This is a genomic window from Streptomyces sp. NPDC005004, assembly GCF_053600675.1.
On sequence record NZ_JBSGAH010000003.1, the window covers coordinates 379,804 to 396,838 of the forward strand.

Annotated in this window: 13 protein-coding genes; 7 read left to right on the top strand and 6 right to left on the bottom strand. The window is 69.8% G+C overall.

Features of this window, described 5'->3' with window-relative positions:
- Window positions 1–241: 241 nt before the first annotated feature.
- Both ACWEEU_RS06005 and ACWEEU_RS06010 read right to left on the bottom strand, forming a co-directional pair.
- Window positions 242–601, bottom strand: coding sequence for a hypothetical protein (locus ACWEEU_RS06005; protein ID WP_451728982.1), 360 nt, complete (start codon window positions 599–601; stop codon window positions 242–244).
- A gap of 492 nt (window positions 602–1,093) precedes the next feature.
- Window positions 1,094–2,512 carry a restriction system modified-DNA reader domain-containing protein gene (locus tag ACWEEU_RS06010; RefSeq protein WP_451728985.1) on the bottom strand — a complete coding sequence of 473 codons (1,419 nt, stop codon included), beginning with the start codon at window positions 2,510–2,512 and terminating at the stop codon, window positions 1,094–1,096.
- A gap of 458 nt (window positions 2,513–2,970) precedes the next feature.
- On the opposite strand from ACWEEU_RS06010, the gene ACWEEU_RS06015 reads away from it, so the two are divergent.
- Together ACWEEU_RS06015 and ACWEEU_RS06020 are read left to right on the top strand one after the other, a co-directional pair.
- Complete coding sequence (locus ACWEEU_RS06015; RefSeq protein ID WP_451728988.1) at window positions 2,971–3,693, top strand: DUF5753 domain-containing protein; 723 nt, start codon at window positions 2,971–2,973, stop codon at window positions 3,691–3,693.
- A gap of 1,144 nt (window positions 3,694–4,837) precedes the next feature.
- Entirely contained in the window at window positions 4,838–5,326 is a 489-nt protein-coding gene (locus tag ACWEEU_RS06020) for a hypothetical protein (protein ID WP_451728991.1), read from the top strand.
- Window positions 5,327–5,338: 12 nt separating this feature from the next.
- Here ACWEEU_RS06020 and ACWEEU_RS06025 read toward each other — a convergent pair whose 3' ends face one another.
- Complete coding sequence (locus tag ACWEEU_RS06025; protein WP_451728994.1) at window positions 5,339–6,790, bottom strand: carboxylesterase/lipase family protein; 1,452 nt, start codon at window positions 6,788–6,790, stop codon at window positions 5,339–5,341.
- Window positions 6,791–7,158: 368 nt separating this feature from the next.
- On the opposite strand from ACWEEU_RS06025, the gene ACWEEU_RS06030 reads away from it, so the two are divergent.
- Window positions 7,159–7,632, top strand: coding sequence for a DUF3293 domain-containing protein (locus tag ACWEEU_RS06030; protein WP_451728997.1), 474 nt, complete (start codon window positions 7,159–7,161; stop codon window positions 7,630–7,632).
- Here the strand turns inward: ACWEEU_RS06030 and ACWEEU_RS06035 are convergent.
- Window positions 7,623–8,090, bottom strand: coding sequence for a hypothetical protein (locus tag ACWEEU_RS06035; RefSeq protein WP_451729000.1), 468 nt, complete (start codon window positions 8,088–8,090; stop codon window positions 7,623–7,625). The genes ACWEEU_RS06030 and ACWEEU_RS06035 overlap by 10 nt on opposite strands.
- Window positions 8,091–8,358: 268 nt before the next feature.
- Here ACWEEU_RS06035 and ACWEEU_RS06040 point away from each other — a divergent pair, with 268 nt between their 5' ends.
- Genes ACWEEU_RS06040 through ACWEEU_RS06055 form a run of 4 tightly spaced genes read left to right on the top strand, consistent with a single transcriptional unit; the run spans window position 8,359 to window position 12,935 of the window.
- Window positions 8,359–9,675: an ABC transporter substrate-binding protein gene (locus ACWEEU_RS06040; protein ID WP_451729003.1), complete on the top strand. Its 1,317-nt coding sequence runs from the start codon at window positions 8,359–8,361 to the stop codon at window positions 9,673–9,675.
- 5 nt (window positions 9,676–9,680) lie between these two features.
- The gene (locus ACWEEU_RS06045) at window positions 9,681–10,664 is read left to right on the top strand and encodes a carbohydrate ABC transporter permease (RefSeq protein WP_451729006.1); all 984 of its coding nucleotides are present in this window, start codon (window positions 9,681–9,683) and stop codon (window positions 10,662–10,664) included.
- 43 nt (window positions 10,665–10,707) lie between these two features.
- On the top strand, window positions 10,708–11,547 hold the full coding sequence (locus ACWEEU_RS06050; RefSeq protein ID WP_385742088.1) for a carbohydrate ABC transporter permease: 840 nt from the start codon (window positions 10,708–10,710) through the stop codon (window positions 11,545–11,547).
- A 29-nt stretch (window positions 11,548–11,576) separates the two neighbouring features.
- The gene (locus tag ACWEEU_RS06055; RefSeq protein WP_385742005.1) at window positions 11,577–12,935 is read left to right on the top strand and encodes a GH1 family beta-glucosidase; all 1,359 of its coding nucleotides are present in this window, start codon (window positions 11,577–11,579) and stop codon (window positions 12,933–12,935) included.
- A gap of 73 nt (window positions 12,936–13,008) precedes the next feature.
- Here ACWEEU_RS06055 and ACWEEU_RS06060 read toward each other — a convergent pair whose 3' ends face one another.
- Window positions 13,009–15,912, bottom strand: coding sequence for a hypothetical protein (locus ACWEEU_RS06060; protein WP_451729009.1), 2,904 nt, complete (start codon window positions 15,910–15,912; stop codon window positions 13,009–13,011).
- A complete protein-coding gene (locus ACWEEU_RS06065; RefSeq protein ID WP_385742002.1) occupies window positions 15,909–17,021 on the bottom strand; it encodes an ATP-binding protein in 1,113 nt (370 codons plus the stop codon). The genes ACWEEU_RS06060 and ACWEEU_RS06065 overlap by 4 nt, the downstream gene beginning before the upstream one ends.
- Window positions 17,022–17,035 lie beyond the last annotated feature (14 nt).

Here is a 17,035-nt window from a genome sequence, read left to right on the forward strand (position 1 = left end):
GTCGGCCGGGACGGTGGCGACGAGCAGGCCGCGGCCGGATTCGGCGTCAGAACCTCTCGGCCGCGCGGGCCAGCCGTACATGGAAGTCCCGTCCGGGAAACCGGACGTTCTGTACGACGTTCGCGCTCAGCATGGCGATGACTGTCCTCAGCGTCTCGTTGACGTTGCTGTCGTGCGGGTGGCCCCAGGATTGCACGTAGTGCGCGACGAACAGCCGGGCCAGGCGGACGCCTCGCGGGGTCTACGTGAACGACATCGCGAACTCGTCGGCCTCCGTGGGGCGGTGCCGTACGACGGTCTCAGCCGCGACGGCACCGCTCCCGAAGCTCCGCCAGGTCCGCCTTCTCACGGGAGTTGACGTCGCCGTCCACGGTGGCCACGCGCTCTGCTGCGTCGATGATGTCGCCGAGATCGCCCGGCTCGGCGTCCACGCGCCGCCACACTTCCACGTGATCGATGCCACGAGGTTCGCGAGCTGTTCGTCGACCACCTCGTGCCGCTCCCGGACCAGTATCACCAGATGGCGCATCAACAGCGCCTCTTTGTCCGCCATCTTGGCGTCGGTGTTCGCCCTTATGACGAGCCACGCGACCCACAGCATCAACTGCGGGTGCCGACTGCGATCACCCATTCCCTCGCGAGTTCGATGACCCGCGTCTCGTTCCGGAAGACGGCGCGCGCGTGCTGGTCGGCGTGGAGCGTGGTGGACTGACGGTCGGCTCGACGGCGCGGGCGGTGCTCCTTCAGACGATGTGAGGTGTACGGCTGCCTGCGATGGTCGGCGCTTCCTTGAAGGTGGCGCCGACCATCGCGGTGAGGAATGGTGTTCAGGCTCAGCCTCGTAGGCGGAGTCCATCGGCCGAGGGTGATCTCCTTGTCGAGACGGGCTTGGAAGCGCGCGCGGCGGCCCGCCTCTCGGCCTGGGCAGACGCTGGCAGGTCGACGACCGCGCCCTTGCCCGAACGCACGGCGTGCTCTCTCAATGCCGAAGTCCTGCCGCCCGGCGCCCAGTAATGGTCCAGCATGCCACGCCGAGAGGCGCGATCAGCCGTATCCGCAGTCCGGTGCAGTGCCGTAGTAAAGGCGACTACGGCTACTCCCCGTAATCGCGCAGGAGCCTGTTGAGATTACGGATCTTGTCCACGTCCGCCTTTGGCAGCGGGTCGCTGCTGTTGAAGTGCATGACGTTGTTGCGGATCTTCCGGACCTCCTCCAGCCAGTCGATGAACGTCTTCCGATGGAGACGCCAGCCCAACTGCTCCCAGCGCTCCGGGTTTTCGAGTACGCGCTGGTAGTCGCCCACCGTGAGATCGCCGAAGGAGGTGACACGCTCTCCGTCCGGGTCGCAGAGGGCGCTGACCTCCTCCAGTGTGAAGGTTCCCGCGATGATCTGCCGCAGCCTGCGGTCCATCTCGCCGATCATCAGGAAGTGGCTAGCGAGGTCTCCGTAGGCCTGGGCGACATCGGCCGCTGTGACGATACCGGCGATCTTGTTGTGCTGGTCCTTCACGAGTACGAAGTCCGACTCGGCCAGCATGGGAAGAACATCTATCAGGTCGTGGTCGTAGCGGACGACCTGGGGCTCCACGACGGCGTGGGAGAACGGTGCGTCTGGGTCGGCGTGCCAGGCCCTCGCAATGGACTTCCAGGAGACCGCACCACGCAGGTTATGAGGGCTGGTGAGTACGGGAAGCTGCGAGAAGTCGTAGAGGGTCATCAGCGTGATCGCCTCCTCGAAGGTGGCGGTCGGCTTCACGCTCACCACGGCGTCCCCGAGCGCCGAGGGAAGCGTGCCCACGGTCAGCCCTGTCTCCGGCGACGCGGCATCCGCGGGCATGCCGGTCAGCATCCTGAAGGAGGAATCCGGGGCTGAGTCGACGTCCTTCTCCTCTTCAGCTGCCTCTTTCACCAGTCGCACGGTCGTGGTGAGCGGCACCTTGTCGAAGCCCGGTGAGGTGACCAGGCCGTGGTTGGAGAGTTCCGCCTCGATGTGGTCGTTGACCGCGCCGCGTCCTGTTGCCCCCCACCAGCTCAGCAGTTCCTGCACGGACATCGACTGCGGTTGGCCCGCCTCCGCCCGTACTGCGGCCGCCTTGAGCCGGTCGTGCCGCTCGGCGGGCGACAAGGACAATCTGGGCGTCGAGTGCTCCCTGCCGCGGGAGTTGACCTCAACGGCCGACATGTCCAACAGTTGCTGCCTTAGCCGGGAGAGAGAACGGCCGTCACTCAGCACCCAGGCGTGCCAGCCGGCGAAGGCGCCCCCGCCGGCGGCCATGTAGGCGGCCCGGGAGGGGGAGCGCGCTTCTTCGCCGTTCTCGAGGCGGAGCCAGCCCTTGGCGGTGACCGTGGCCTTGTAGCTGTCGCCGATCTGCGGCCGATTGAAGGTGAGGGTCTCCCCCTCCTTGAGCAGCCCATGCCGCATCAGGTCGGATATCTGGACCCGGCGGCCGTCGAGCAGGTAGCTGGCCCGGGACGGCTCCTCGCCGCCCAGGCTGTGGTGCGGTTCGGTCATGTTCCCTCGTCTCTTCACCGGCGAGCTTGGTGAACCAGTTGCCCGCTTGATGTCGTCAGCGCTCAGATCCTTGACGAAGCCCTTGATCTCGGCCTGCTCCTGCTCGACGGCCTTCCGGTCGGCCGCCTCGTCGCCTTCGTCCGTGTCGGTGTCGGCGGCGTGTGTCGGCGCGTGCCATGGCGCGTTCCCCCAGGCTGTTTCGCGGGCGGCTGGCCTGCGGGGGTGCGGGCGCCCCGGCTGCCGCCTCCGCGCGTTGATTCGGTGAGCGGCACAACGACCGCTCTGTCCTCCTCTTGAGCCGCAACCTTAACTTGCCGTCAGACGATGGGCCCATGGCGAGTTACGGAGGAGCGGGTGTACGGCCTGGCGCTGCACACGGGGGCAGACGGCCCCGCACGTCCCTGAGAGGGCGAGGTGGGTACGGGTGCTTCCCAGTGGGTGAGTGAGGTGAAGCCACCTTGACGGCACACGGTGAGACCAAGGCAGGAATTCTGCGGTGCTTCGGTCAGCAGTTGCGGTTGCTGAGGATGCGTCGGAGGCTGACGCGCGCGGACCTGGGCGCGTTGCTCGGGTACGGCGAGGACATGATCGCGTCGGTGGTGCTGGGGCGGCGCATCCCGAGGGCGGAGTTCACCGACCGGGCGGACGAGGTACTGGACACCGGGGTCCTGTTGGTGGTGATGAAGGAGGAGGTCGCCAGGGCGCGGTATCCGGCGTTCTTCAGGGATGCGGCGAAGCTGGAGGGGGAGGCGGTTGAGGTGTACGCCAGCAAGGCCGTGCCTGGTCTGTTGCAGACGGAGGAGTACGCCCGCGCGGTCTGTGAGATGTGGCTGCCCTTGCTCGAACCGGAGACTGTGAACCAGCGTGTGAGTTCCCGCTTTGCCCGGCGAGAAGTCTTCGAACGTAAGCCGCTCCCCACGATCAGCTTTGTCGTCGAGGAGCATGCCCTGCGCAGGCCACTCGGCGGCCGGGAGTTCATGCGTGGACAGCTGGAAGAGATCCTGCTGTGCGGTCGGCGGCGGAACGTGGCGATTCAGGTCATGCCGATCGAGTGCCCTGAACATGCGGCGCTTGACGGCCCGTTCACCTTCTTCGAGACGCAGATGGGGCAGCGGCTGGCGTACGTTGAGGCTCGCAATGACATCGAAGCTGCGCAGGTGGACGTCCACGGCGATCTGTGATCGGCCGACGAGGTCGCCGATGTAGTCCACGCTCTTCGGTCCCACCCCCTTCACTGTGCGGAGGGCGGCACGGTTGTCCCGTTCGATGAGCCATGCGTGGAGGTCATCGCGGGTGTCGACACCGGCCGAAGCCAGCAGGTTCGTGATGGCGTGGGCTGTCGCGACCCGGCGGGGGCTGTTGAAGTCCATGGCGACGGACAGGTCTTCTGTAGCGAGTCGCGTCTGAAAGCCGCGGACTGTTTCGGCGTCGGGCCATGCTGTTTGCAGTCGGAGAAGGCGCGGTCGGACGGTCGACTTGTACTTACGGCGTGCGTGGAAGCTGGCGTCGCAGATGACGGCACCCATGTTGGTCCAGCCGCGGGGCAGGGGGAAGGGGCCGTCGCCGAGGGTGGCTCGGAAGTGGGCGGCGAGCTGCTGGGCGGGGTTGAGTGCGGTCATGGATTGATGACGGCGTGCTGGTGGGGTAATCCAAGTGGGAAGAGCGCAGAACGCATCAACGGGATTGTGCCCCGGTTCGGTTGACCGCCAAGTCGATCCGACCGGGGTGTACTACTGCTGTTGTCGTCCACACGGCAGCCGACTCGCATGTGCGCGAACCGACCGCCGTGTTGTTGAGGTCAGGCCGAGTCCCCTCCCGGCGGGGTCCAGCGGCCGGCGGCGATCTCGTCGTCCAGACGCTTCTGGAAGTGAGCGTGCGCGGCGCGCACCTCGGCTGGGCGATCGGCCTTGTAGAGGGGGCGGTGTAGCCCGCCGGGGGGCGGGATGGTCGCCGGGTTCTCCAGATGGGCGAGGAGGCCGAGGTAAGTCCTGCTTGGTCTGGCCGTGGCAACCACCAGCAGTCGTTCAGACTGCTCTGGCGCCACCTGGACCGCTCCGGGTACCTGCCCCGGGCCGAACGAGCGACCCGCTCCGCGCTCGCATCGGGGACCGTGTCCCCCGAAGAGGCGTGGAGGTCGGTGGCGTAGTCGCCGCGAAGCCCTGATCCGAGGCGTCCTCGTCCGAACGATCGACGCAACCGCCGTTCCTGGCGCACCGTGACCCTCGCGGACCTCGTCCGTGGTGTGGCGCTCTCTCTGTTCCGTTCGGCACCCACGGCGCGAGGCGGTGAGGGGCGAGGAGTTCCAGAGGAGTACGCCGACGGGCCGTGCACACGGCCCGGGACATCGCCACCGGCTCCCGCGCGTCGGGTGACGAGGCGGAGTTCCAGCTCGCGAACGCGATCGTGATCGAGGCCGGTGATGTTCTGATGCCGCGCGTCGTCAGTGTGCACGGTGGCCGCGTCCGGGTCGCGGACGACGCAGACGCCGGGTGTTTGCTGGGCGTCAACGTCCACCTCTTCCGGCTTGATCCCGAGCGGCTCGTTCCCTGGTTCCTAGCGGGCTTCCTCTCCGCGGAAGACAATGTCAGCAGCGCGTCGAGCGGCAGTACGTCCGTCCACCTGGAGCCGGGACGGCTGCGCGTGCCGCTGCTGCCGCTTGCCGGGCAACGGCGCTACGGTGCGGTGTTCCGGCGTCTGCACGACCTCCGCGTCGCCGCGCGACAGGCCGCGGACGCCGCGGAGGAGAACGCGGCCTGGCTGGCCGCCGGTCCTATCGGTGGCGCGCTGCTGCCGCCGGAGGAGGAGTCCGGCTGAGCCCCCTTGGGACTACCGCACCCCGTCCCACAGCAACCGCTCCTCCGTCCGCAGATCCTTCCCCGGCGCCGACTCCTCCGCGAAGACCATCGTCGTGCGGGTGATCTCGTCGTACGCGGGCCAGCCGGGGTCCCCGGTCCGGGCGAACGACACCCAGGCCGCGTGCATCGTGTCGGCGAGGGGCTGGGGAGGGGTGGGCCCGAGGAGGGAGGCGTAGGAGGACTCGTGGAGGCGGTCGAAGACGAAGGGGAGTTCCAGGGCGTGGCAAGCGCCGAGGCGGTTGTCGAACTGGGGTGAGCGCCAGGCGAATTCGTAGAGGTGGGAGCCAGGGACGGATTCGGCGAGGCGGATGGCGGGGAGGCGGTAGAACCAGTCCGTGGCCACCGCGTCGAAGAGTTCGCCGGGGGTCGCGGTGGGGCGGGTGGCGCGGTAGACGGGGAGGGCCCTGTCGGGGTCGAGGCCGTAGGCCGCCGTCATCGTGCGCAGCCGGGACTCGGGGAAGGCGTCGAGGCGGTCGATGGGGGCCAGGAAGAGGCGGTATTCCTCGCGGTTGGTGCCGACGAGGAGGTCGATGCCGCAGTCCGGGCCGGGGAGGGCGAGGTCGGGGAGGACGGGCTCGAAGGGCATCATGTTGAGTGCCGCCTCGCCCCAAAGGGTGGGATCAGGGCGGGCGTTGAGTTCGGCGCGCAGGTCTGCCTGGGCGGTGAGCAGGGTGTCCGGGGGAACGGCGGCGAGTGCCTCGGGGGTCGGTTCGGCGCCCAGCTTCGCCGCCAGGTGCGCCGCGATCCGGTCGGCGGAGCCGGGACGCAGGAAGTAGTGGCACGAGCCGCTCTGGAGGATGGCGCGGCGCACCAGGCCGCGCAGTTCGCCCGTGCCCAGCAGCGCGCCGATGCTCATGGCGCCGGCCGACTCGCCGAACACGGTCACCTGGTCCGGATCGCCGCCGAAGGAGGCGATGTTGGCCCGCACCCAGCGCAGCGCGGCCAGTTGGTCCAGCAGGCCGCGGTTGTCGGGGGCGCCCGGCAGACGGAGAAAGCCGTCGACGCCAAGGCGGTAGTTGAGGGTCACGCACACCACGCCGTCGCGGGCGAAGGCGCTGCCGTCGTAACCCGGCGCCGACCCCGAGCCGTTGGAGAACGCGCCGCCGTGCAGCCACACCATCACCGGCAGCCGGGCTCCCGGATCGGGCGCGGGCGTCCAGATGTTGAGGTTCAGGCACTCCTCGCCCGGGATGCTGTCCTCGGGGATCAGGGTGTCGAAGGGCGGGGCGTACGGGGCGTGGGGTGCGGTCGGGCCGTAGACGGTGGCGTCGCGTACGCCGGACCAAGGTCGCGGTGGGGAAGGGGCTTTGAAGCGGAGGGGGCCGAACGGCGGTGCCGCGTACGGGATTCCCAGGAAGGACACCGCGCCGTCCGCGCCGGTACGGCCCCGGACATCGCCTTGCTCGGTCGTGCACACCGTCATGCCCACAGGACCTCCAGCAGCGCCGTCGTGAACTCCTCGGGCTTCTCCAGGTGCCGCGTGCCCGGCTTCGGGTACGGCGACCTCCCGTACCGTACCCCCGTGCGCCGCGTAACGGGCCAGAGCGTGGCGGGTCTGGGCCACCACCGGCTGGGCGGTGGTGCCGTCCCAGCCCGGCACCACGTCGAGCGCGCGGGCCCCTGGCCCTGGTCCTGCGCCACGCCATGTGGCAGCATTCCGCCCGTTCACGAAAACGATCACGCCGAGCCCGTGCGGGGCTGGGCGCGGATCTCCCTGCCGGGTGCGTAAGGGGGTCCTCTCTTTCCGGAGGAGGGCTCATGCGGGATCGCTGGGCGGCTTACCGACAGGCTGTGGTGGACATTCGATTCGCCGGGCGCGGCGTCGTGCGGATGGTGCCGTGTTCCGTCGGGGTGACCGAGGGGGCGTTCCCGGAGCCGTCCGGGCGGACCCTGCACGTCGTCACGGCCTTCAATCCCCGTGGGCGGGTCGTCGCCGCCGAGGACAACGCGCGGGCCCACGCCCTGCTGCTGGCCTGGCTCGGCCGTGGCGGTCACACATGGTGGCCCGCCACAGGCGGCAGCCCCTGCGGCACCCACGCCGAGGAGAGTGTGGCCGTCACCGGGCTGTCCGACGTCGAGGCTCGCGCCCTGGGGCGCCGGTTCGGTCAGGACGCGGTGTTCGCGTGGAGCCGGGCGGAGCGGCGCCTGCTGGCGTGCTTCGAGGAGTGGAGCGAGGCGGCGGGGTGGCGGGCGACCTCCGCGCCCGAGCAGCGTTGCACGTCCACCACGGTGTCCGCGCTCACCGGGGACTCCTTTCAGCGATAGTCCTCCGGGTGGGACTGCATCCACTTGTCGATCCTGTCCCGGGTGCCGATCAGCAGCTTCTGGTGCTTCTTGAGGTCGGGAAAGGAGGTGTCCTTCCCCAACGCCCCGCGCAGCGCGTCCATCCACGCGAGGGGCGCTGTGAAGTGCCCCTCGCCCTTCCGGTCGGCCTTCATCGCGGCGGCGAGCTCGTCGAGGTTGTCGTGCACCCGGGTGAGGAAGTACTCGCAGTTCGCGGGGTCCGTACAGCCGTCCTCGTACGTCGCCTGGAGCACGGCGAACGCGTCCCGGACCCGGGAGGCGGCAACTGTCCGCCACGTGGGCGCGGACGCGGTGAGGGAGGGTGAAGGGGCGGAGGAAGACGGCGCTGACGCGGTGTCGTGTCCGGTCGAGCAGCCGCTCAGCAGGACGCCGGCCAGCAGTACGGGCAGTGCGCGGCGGGAGGCGGTGGTCGAAAGCATGGGCGTCCCCCCGTTGAGCGGCCCTCCGGGCCGACCGGGCGCCGATCATCGCAGAGCCCGGCCCCGGGATGAGCACCGCACGGTGCCCCGTCTTCGGCGCACCTCGTCCCCCCGCTGCAAAACCCGCCCGATCCCTTGACTCCGCCCCCTACGGAGGTTTAACTCACGTCCTAAATTAAGCCATGAGGAGCCTTCGGGGGTCGAACGGGTGTCGGCTGTCGTGAGCGGTCCTCGGGGTCTCGACTCCCGGAAAGGGACTTCTGGAGCCATGCGCAGCATCCGAGCCGCGGCCACCGGCGCCGTCGTCATGTCTCTCGCCCTCGCGGCCACCGCATGTGGAGGAGGTACGTCGGGCGGGGACGAGGCCAACGGGTCGTCCAAGACGCTGACTTACTGGGCCTCCAACCAGGGCGCGAGCATCGCCGTGGACAAGAAGGTCCTCCAGCCGGAGCTCGACAAGTTCGAGAAGCGGACCGGCATCAAGGTGAAGGTCGAGGTCGTGCCCTGGTCCGACCTGCTGAACCGCATTCTCACGGCGGCCACTTCGGGCCAGGGACCGGACGTGCTCAACATCGGCAACACCTGGAGCGCCTCCCTCCAGGCGACGGGCGCGCTGCTGCCCTGGGACGCGAAGAACTTCGCGAAGATCGGCGGGCGGGACCGGTTCGTGGACTCCGCGCTCGGCTCGACCGGCGCCACCGGCAAGGTCCCGGCGGCCGTACCGCTGTACTCGATGGCGTACGCGCTCTACTACAACAAGCAGATCTTCGCCGACGCCGGCATCGCCAAGCCCCCGGCCACCTGGGACGAGCTGATCGCCGACGGCAAGAAGATCCGGGCGAAGGGCAAGTCCCCGCTGGGTGCCGAGGGTTCGAACGTCTCCGAGAACATCCACCACGTCTTCGTCTTCGCCAAGCAGCACGGCGCCGACTTCTTCGGCACCGACGGCAAGCCCGACTTCACCAACCCCAAGGTGGTCGACGCGGTCAAGCAGTACGTCGACCTGATGGCCAAGGACAAGGTCATCCCGGCGGGCAACGCCGAGTACGCGCAGAACCAGTCGGTCAGCGACTTCGCCAAGGGCAAGCAGGCGATGCTGCTGTGGCAGTCCGCCGCCGCCAACCTCAAGTCGCAGGGCATGAGCGACGACGCCTACGGAATCGCCCCGGTGCCCGTCCAGTCCGGCAAGCCCGGCACCGGCACCCAGGTCAACTCCATGGTCGCGGGCATCAACCTCGCCGTCTTCAAGGACAGCCACAACCTCGACGGCGCCACGCGCTTCGTGAAGTTCATGACCAGCGACGGCGAGCAGAAGATCCTCAACAAGGCCTACAGCTCCATCCCGCCGGTCAAGGCCGCCCAGCAGGACCCCGCGTTCAGCGCGCCCGCGACGGTCGTCCTCAAGGACACGCTCGCCACCAGCGCGACCGCGCTGCCCCAGGTCGCCAACGAGTCGCAGTTCGAGACCGCCGTCGGCACGGCGGTCAAGGACCTGTTCGCCGACGCGGCGGCGGGACGCGCCGTCACCACCGCCTCCGTCAAGGCCAAGCTGGAGAAGGCCCAGCAGCAGATGCCGGCGGCCTGACGACCATGACCACCACCGTTCTCAAGGAACCGGTGCGCGACGACGCGCCCGGTGCCGCGCGGAGCCCGCGCCGCACCGGGCGCGTCCGGCGCGTGACCCTGCCGTATCTGCTCCTCCTGCCCGCGCTCGTCCTCGAACTCCTCGTCCATCTGGTGCCGATGGTGATGGGCGCCCTGATGAGCTTCCGGGAACTCACCCGGTTCCACATCCGCGACTGGTCCACCGCCCCGTGGACCGGGCTGCGCAACTACCGCGTGTCCGTGGACTTCGACGCCCCCATCGGCAAGGCGCTGCTCCACTCGTTCGCCGTCACCGTCGGCTTCACCCTGCTGTCCGTCGCCCTGTGCTGGCTGATCGGCACGGCCGCCGCCGTCTTCATGCAGGACACCTTCCGGGGCCGGGGCCTGCTGCGCGCCCTCTTCCTGGTGCCGTACGCGCTGCCCGTCTACGCGGCCGTCATCACCTGGGTGTTCATGTTCCAGCACGACAACGGCCTGGTGAACCACGTCCTGCACGACCAGCTCCACCTCACCGACAAGCGCTCCTTCTGGCTCCTGGGCGACAACAGCTTCTACGCCCTGCTCACCGTCTCGGTGTGGAAGGGCTGGCCGTTCGCCTTCCTCATCGTGATGGCCGGGCTCCAGAACATCCCGAACGAGCAGTACGAGGCCGCCGCGCTGGACGGCGCCGGGATGTGGCGGCAGCTCCGCCACATCACGCTGCCCGCGCTGCGCCCCGTCAACCAGGTACTCGTCCTGGTGCTGTTCCTGTGGACGTTCAACGACTTCAACACGCCGTTCGTGCTGTTCGGCCGGAGCGCCCCGGAGGCGGCGGACCTCATCTCGGTGCACATCTACCAGACCACCTTCCTCACCTGGGACTTCGGCACCGGCTCCGCCATGTCCGTCCTGCTGCTGCTCTTCCTGCTGGTCGTCACGGGCGGCTATCTGCTGTTCACCTCGCGCGGACGAAGGGGCGCCGATGTCTGAGCCGCTGACCGTGTCCAAGGCGAAGACGATCGCCAGATCCCCCCTGGCCCGGCCCCGTTCGTTCCAGTGGTCCCGGCGGATCTTCCTCACCCTGCTCACCGTCTTCGTCCTGCTGCCCGTCTACGTGATGGTCTCCAGCTCGCTGAAGCCGCTCGCCGACGTGACGGGTGAATTCCGCTGGCTGCCCAGCGAGTTGACCATCCGGCCGTACATCGACATCTGGTCCACGATCCCGCTCGCCCGCTACTTCGTGAACTCGCTGATCGTGGCGGGCGCCGCCACCGTCTGCTCGGTCGTCATCGCCGTGTTCGCCGCCTACGCGGTCAGCCGCTACGACTTCCGCGGCAAGCGCGTCTTCACGGTGACCGTGCTGTCCACGCAGATGTTCCCCGGCATCCTCTTCCTGCTGCCGCTGTTCCTGCTCTACGTCAACATCGGGAACGCCACCGGCATCGCCCTGTTCGGCTCGCGCGGCGGACTGATCCTCACGTATCTGACCTTCTCGCTGCCGTTCTCCATCTGGATGCTCATCGGGTACTTCGACTCCGTGCCCCGCGACCTCGACGAGGCCGCGCTGGTCGACGGCTGCGGGCCGCTCGGCGCGCTGCTGCGGATCGTCGTGCCCGCCGCCGTACCCGGCATCGTCGCGGTCGCGGTCTACGCCTTCATGACCGCCTGGGGCGAGGTCCTCTTCGCCTCCGTCATGACCAACGACACCACCCGCACGCTCGCCGTCGGCCTCCAGGGCTACTCGACCCTCTACAACGTCTACTGGAACCAGATCATGGCAGCCTCCCTGGTGGTGAGCGTGCCCGTGGTCGCAGGCTTCCTGCTGCTCCAGCGCTACCTCGTCGCCGGACTGACCGCGGGCGCCGTCAAGTAATCAACGCCCCCCACCGTGAAGGGACTTCCGTGTCCGAACCCATCGACCTCGCCGCCCTCCCCAACGACTTCCTGTGGGGAACCGCCACGGCGGCGTACCAGATCGAGGGCGCCGTCGCCGAGGACGGCCGCTCACCGTCGATCTGGGACACCTTCTCCCACACACCCGGCAGGACGGCGGGCGGCGACACCGGCGACGTCGCCTGCGACCACTACCACCGCTGGCCCGAGGACCTCGCGCTGATGCGCCAGCTCGGCGTCAACTCCTACCGGCTGTCCGTCGCCTGGCCGCGCGTCCTGCCCGGCGGCGACGGCCCGGTCAACGCCAAGGGGCTCGCCTTCTACGACCGTCTGGTCGACGCCCTTCTGGAAGCGGGCATCACGCCCTCGGTCACCCTCTACCACTGGGACCTGCCGCAGGTCCTCCAGGACCGGGGCGGCTGGCCCGAACGCGACACCGCCCACGCCCTTGCCGAGTACGCCTCCGTCGTCGCCGGACGACTCGGCGACCGCGTGAAGCTCTGGACCACCCTCAACGAGCCCCTGTGCTCCGCCTGGATCGGCCATCTGGAGGGCACGATGGCCCCCGGCTGGACCGACCTCACCGCCGCCGTCCGCGCCTCCTACCACCTGCTCCTCGGCCACGGCCTCGCCGCCCAGGCCGTACGCGCCGCCGCGCCCGGCGCCGAGGTCGGCATCGTCAACAACCTCTCCACCGTTCACCCCGCCACCGACAGCCCCGAAGACGCGGCCGCCGCCCGCCGCCAGGACGGCCACGTCAACCGCTGGTGGCTCGACCCCGTGCACGGCCGCGGCTTCCCCGCCGACATGCGTGAGCTGTACGGCGTCGAACTGCCTGAGAAGCCGGGCGACTTGGAGACCATCGCCGCGCCCCTCGACTGGATCGGCCTCAACTACTACTTCCCCGCCTACGTCATCGACGACCCCGAGGGTCCCGTCCCGCACGCCCGCGCCGTACGCCGCGAGGGCGTCGCCCGCACCGGCATGGACTGGGAGATCGAACCCCAGGGCATCGAGGCCCTGTTGCTGCGCCTCACCGAGGACTACGGGGCACGCAGGATCTACGTCACCGAAAACGGCTCCTCCTTCCCCGACACGGTCGGTCCCGACGGCACGGTCCACGACCCCGAGCGCCGGGCGTACCTGGAGTCCCACCTCGCCGCCTGCGCCTCCGCCGCCCGCAAAGGCGCCCCGCTCGCCGGCTACTTCGCCTGGTCCCTCCTCGACAACTTCGAGTGGGCCTACGGCTACGCCAAGCGGTTCGGACTGATCCACGTGGACTACGAGACACAGCGGCGGACGGTGAAGAGCAGCGGGCGGCGGTACGCGGAGATCGTGGACGCCCACCGGAAGCTCGCCACCGGCTGAGACGTGTCCGGTGGCCGGGTCCGAGGTGCGCCGGACCCGGCCACCGGGCCGTCGTGCGGGGGCGTTCAGGCCGTCAGGTGTGCGCGAGCAGGGACTCCCAGGCCGCCGCCGTGGCCGGATGGCGTTCGGCCAGTGCCGAGGCCGGGGGAGCGGTACCCGCCGGCTCGGCCCAGCCCTCGCCGCAGCCCAGCAACCCCGCCACGGCATCGCAGGCCGCCGGATGCACGGCCAGCAGCGCCGCACCCCGCACGACCGGGGCATCGGGCGCCGCCCACCCCTCCGCGCAGCCCAGCAGTTCCGCGAGCGCGTCGCAGCTCGCGGGGTGCGCCGGGAGCAGGGCCACGCCACGCGGAGCCCGCGATGCGGGGTGGCGCACCACGGGCCGCGCCTCGGTCCGCCACGGGGGCGTCCACGCGTCCAGCGCCGCCAGCCGGGCCGGGAAGATCCGGGCGGCCTCCCGGATCAGCAGCGGTGCCAGGTCGCCCGCCTGGGAGCGCAGGGTGGTGATCAGCAGCGGCAACCAGGGCAGCAGCACCGTGTCCGGCAGCCGGCCGAAGGCGTTGGAGACCGCCTCCACCACCACGTCCGCGAGTCCCGGCACCGGCTCCAGGGCGTGCACGAACCCGCTCAGATAGCGCGGGTAGGCGGGCACCACCAGCGGGTTGTCCAGCAACCCTGCGCACCGCGCCCGCAGTTCCGCGCGGGACAGCGTGCCGAGCTGCACCCGGGCCGCCCACAGCAGCGCCGTCTTCGCCGGATCCTCGGGGTGCGACTGGGCCACCGCCAGCTCGAGTTGGGCGCGGTCGCAGCCGAGCGACAGCGCCAGGCTCTCCATGCCGAAGAGGAACCCGAGCATCGCCGCGACCTGCCCGACCGTCGCGTCCTCGTCGACGAACGCCGTCGGCAGCAGGGTGCAGTAGTGCGCGTACCCCGTCTTCGCGAAGGACTCGATCCACGGCGGGAGCACCGGCTCGTGGGTGCGGTAGTACGCCAGCAGCCTGCGCACCCGGCGCAGCACCTCCGGGGCGCCGTCCACCGTGCGCTCGGTGGCCAGCACCTTCAGCGCGTGGGTGCCGAGCTCGTCGGCGAGGCGCTTGCCGCCCAGGTGGAGCGTGGCGTCCTCGACCGCCGCCAGCACGGTCGCGGCCGTCGCCTGCGGGGCGTACGCCTCGCGCCGTAGCCGCTGCTCCAGGACCTGTTCGAGGCTGACGCCCTCGTATCCCAGCTCGATCAGGGCTCGTTGGTGGGTGCCGATCGCCAGGTCCCAGGACTCCTGGAGGGAGCGTTCACCGAGCCTGCGCTCCCCCATGATCGGGCGGGCCGCGCCGTGCGGGAGCAGGCGGCGCAGCATCCACAGCACGTCCGAGCAGGCGGCCAGTTCGGGACGCGAGACGATGTCGAGCAACGCGCGCTGTACACCACGTTGTTGCAGCTTGAGCCCGAGCGGGGCCAGCCGGTCGTACACGTCCCTCGCCAGCGGCGGCAGCGCGTCGTAACCGACCTGGCCGATCCGGTCGCCGCCCATCATGATCTCGACCAGACGCCGTACGTCCCGCCGGCCGGGCACGGCGTCCTTCTCGATGCAGGTGACCGCCGCGTCCTGGAAGTCGTACGGCGTAGGCTTCGCACGGTCGCGCATCCCGGCCAGCAGGATCGACGTCTCGAAGACGGCGATGGCGTCGGCCGTGGAGGCCAGATAGCCGTTGCGACGGGCGGCGTGGACGATGTCCACGGACCAGCCGAGCAGCTCCGCCTCGTCCAGCGTGTCCAGCGCGGGCGCCTGCTGGAGGAAGCCGGTGAGACGGTCCGGGGCGGCGCCCGGCGGCGGTGCGACCGTCTTCGTCGAAGCCGTCTTCCTCGCCGCGCCCTTCTGTCCCGCCAGCCGGTACGGCCGGGTCCGCGAGCGCTTGAGGCCCTTGGTCCATTCCGCCGCGGCGATGGACACCGAGCCCGCGGCGAGGCCGAACTGCGCCTCGATGGCCGCGTGGCTGGAGGGGATCAGGCCGTACTGCCACGTCGTCGCCGTACGCGGCGAGATGGTGAACGTGTCGGTACCCCCGAGACCGAACTCGGTCACCCGGCTGGCCGCGTGGAACGCCCCGCACACGTACAGGCAGTCGGCCGGGTCGGCGCCGGACTCCCTCAGGTGCTCGCGCATCCGCGTCCACATGTACCGCTCGCGGTCCTCGTCCACCCGCACCCGGTCCTCGTCACCGGGGGCGAGCCGTCGGAAGAGGCTGCCGATGAGGAACATGGCCTGGCGGTAGGTGTCGTGGTCACTGCCCGCGAGCGGGACCTCGACGTACTGGTGCCACCACTCCGACCAGTGCCGCACCCGGCCGTGCCGCAGCAGATGCTCCTCCAGCTCCGCGAAGCGCGGGCGCAGGTCGCCGATCTCCACGCCGACCGCCTCGCCGTGGAGCTGGGCCTCCTCGGGCGCCTCCTCGTCGGTGCCGGGCTCCTGCGGTGTACGGCTCGTGTCCCACTGGTAGACGTGGTCGGCCGAGCGGTCCACCAGGACCAGCTCCACGCCGGGAGTGTCCAGGGCGTACGCGATGGCCTGGTACTCGGCGGACGCCTCGGTGATCGGCGCGACCACCGACAGCGGCGCCCAGTCGGCAGGGAAGCCCTCGACCTTGCCCGCGAACGCCTGCACCGCGACCGGCAGTCGGCAGTTGCGCAGCTCGGTCAGGAGCGGCGCCATGTCCTCGCACAGCTCCAGATACACGACCTTGGGCTGCTTCTCGCGCAGTCTGCGGGCCATGGCGAGCGCGGAGGCGGGGGAGTGGTGGCAGACCGGGAAGATCTCCAGCGGTTCACGCACCGCCCGGTCCACGTCGTCCACCATGCCGAGGAGGATGCCCTCGAGTGCGTCGGATCCGCCCGCGAACTCGGTCGCCGCTCGTTGGAGTTGACCGCGCAGCGCGCCGAACGCGCCCTCTGGGGTGCCGCTCGTGGCGGCGTGGTCCACGCTCACGACAGGGTGGCGATCGCGTCGCGGCCGCCCTCGAGGAACTCCGGCCAGGAGCCGCCCTCTTCCTTGCTGCGCGGCTCGACCACGCCGTGCAGGTACTTGTTCAGGATGGCCAGGTCCTCCGGCTCGCGCCGGGTGAGGGAGCCGACCAGCGAGGAGGCGAGCGTACGGGCGGTGAGCGTGTGCTCCCCGAAGAAGTTGCCGTGCAGCACGGCGTCCTCCAGCACCCCGATCTGCTCGGCCGTCGACAGCGCCGACTCCAGCTTCTCGTCGTCGCTGCCGGCGGAGGCGGCCGAGGCGCGCAGGTCGGCGAAGCTCTGGAGCAGCACGTCGAGCAGGGTCGGCGGCACGTCCAGGTCGATGGAGTGCCGTCGCAGCAGTTCCTCGGTGCGGAAGCGGACGATCTCCGCCTCGCTCTTCTTGTTGGTCACCACCGGAATCCGCACGAAGTTGAAGCGGCGCTTCAGCGCGGACGACAGGTCGTTGACGCCCCGGTCGCGGCTGTTGGCCGTGGCGATGATCGAGAAGCCGGGCTTGGCGAAGACGATGTTGTCGCTCTCCAGCTCGGGCACCGATATGTACTTCTCCGACAGGATCGAGATCAGGGCGTCCTGCACGTCACTGGTCGAGCGGGTCAGCTCCTCGAAGCGGCCGATCGCGCCGCCCTCCATCGCCGTCATGATCGGGGAGGGGATCATCGACTCCCGGGACTGGCCCTTGGCGATGACCATGGACACGTTCCACGAGTACTTGATGTGGTCCTCGGTGGTGCCGGCCGTGCCCTGCACCACCAGCGTGGAGTTGCGGCAGATCGCGGCGGACAGCAGCTCCGCCAGCCAGCTCTTGCCGGTGCCCGGGTCGCCGATCAGCAGCAGACCCCGGTCGGAGGCGAGGGTGACGATGGACCGCTCCACGAAACTGCGGTCGCCGAACCACTTCTGCGAGATCTCCCGGTCGAGCCCGTCGGCCCGCTCGGAGCCGAGGACGAACAGCCGGACCATCTTGGGCGACAGCCGCCACGAGAACGGCTTGGGGTTGTCGTCGATGGACTCGAGCCAGTCGAGCTCCTCGGCGTACTTGATCTCGGCGGGGGCGCGCAGCAGGTCGGACATGGTGAAGTGCCTTT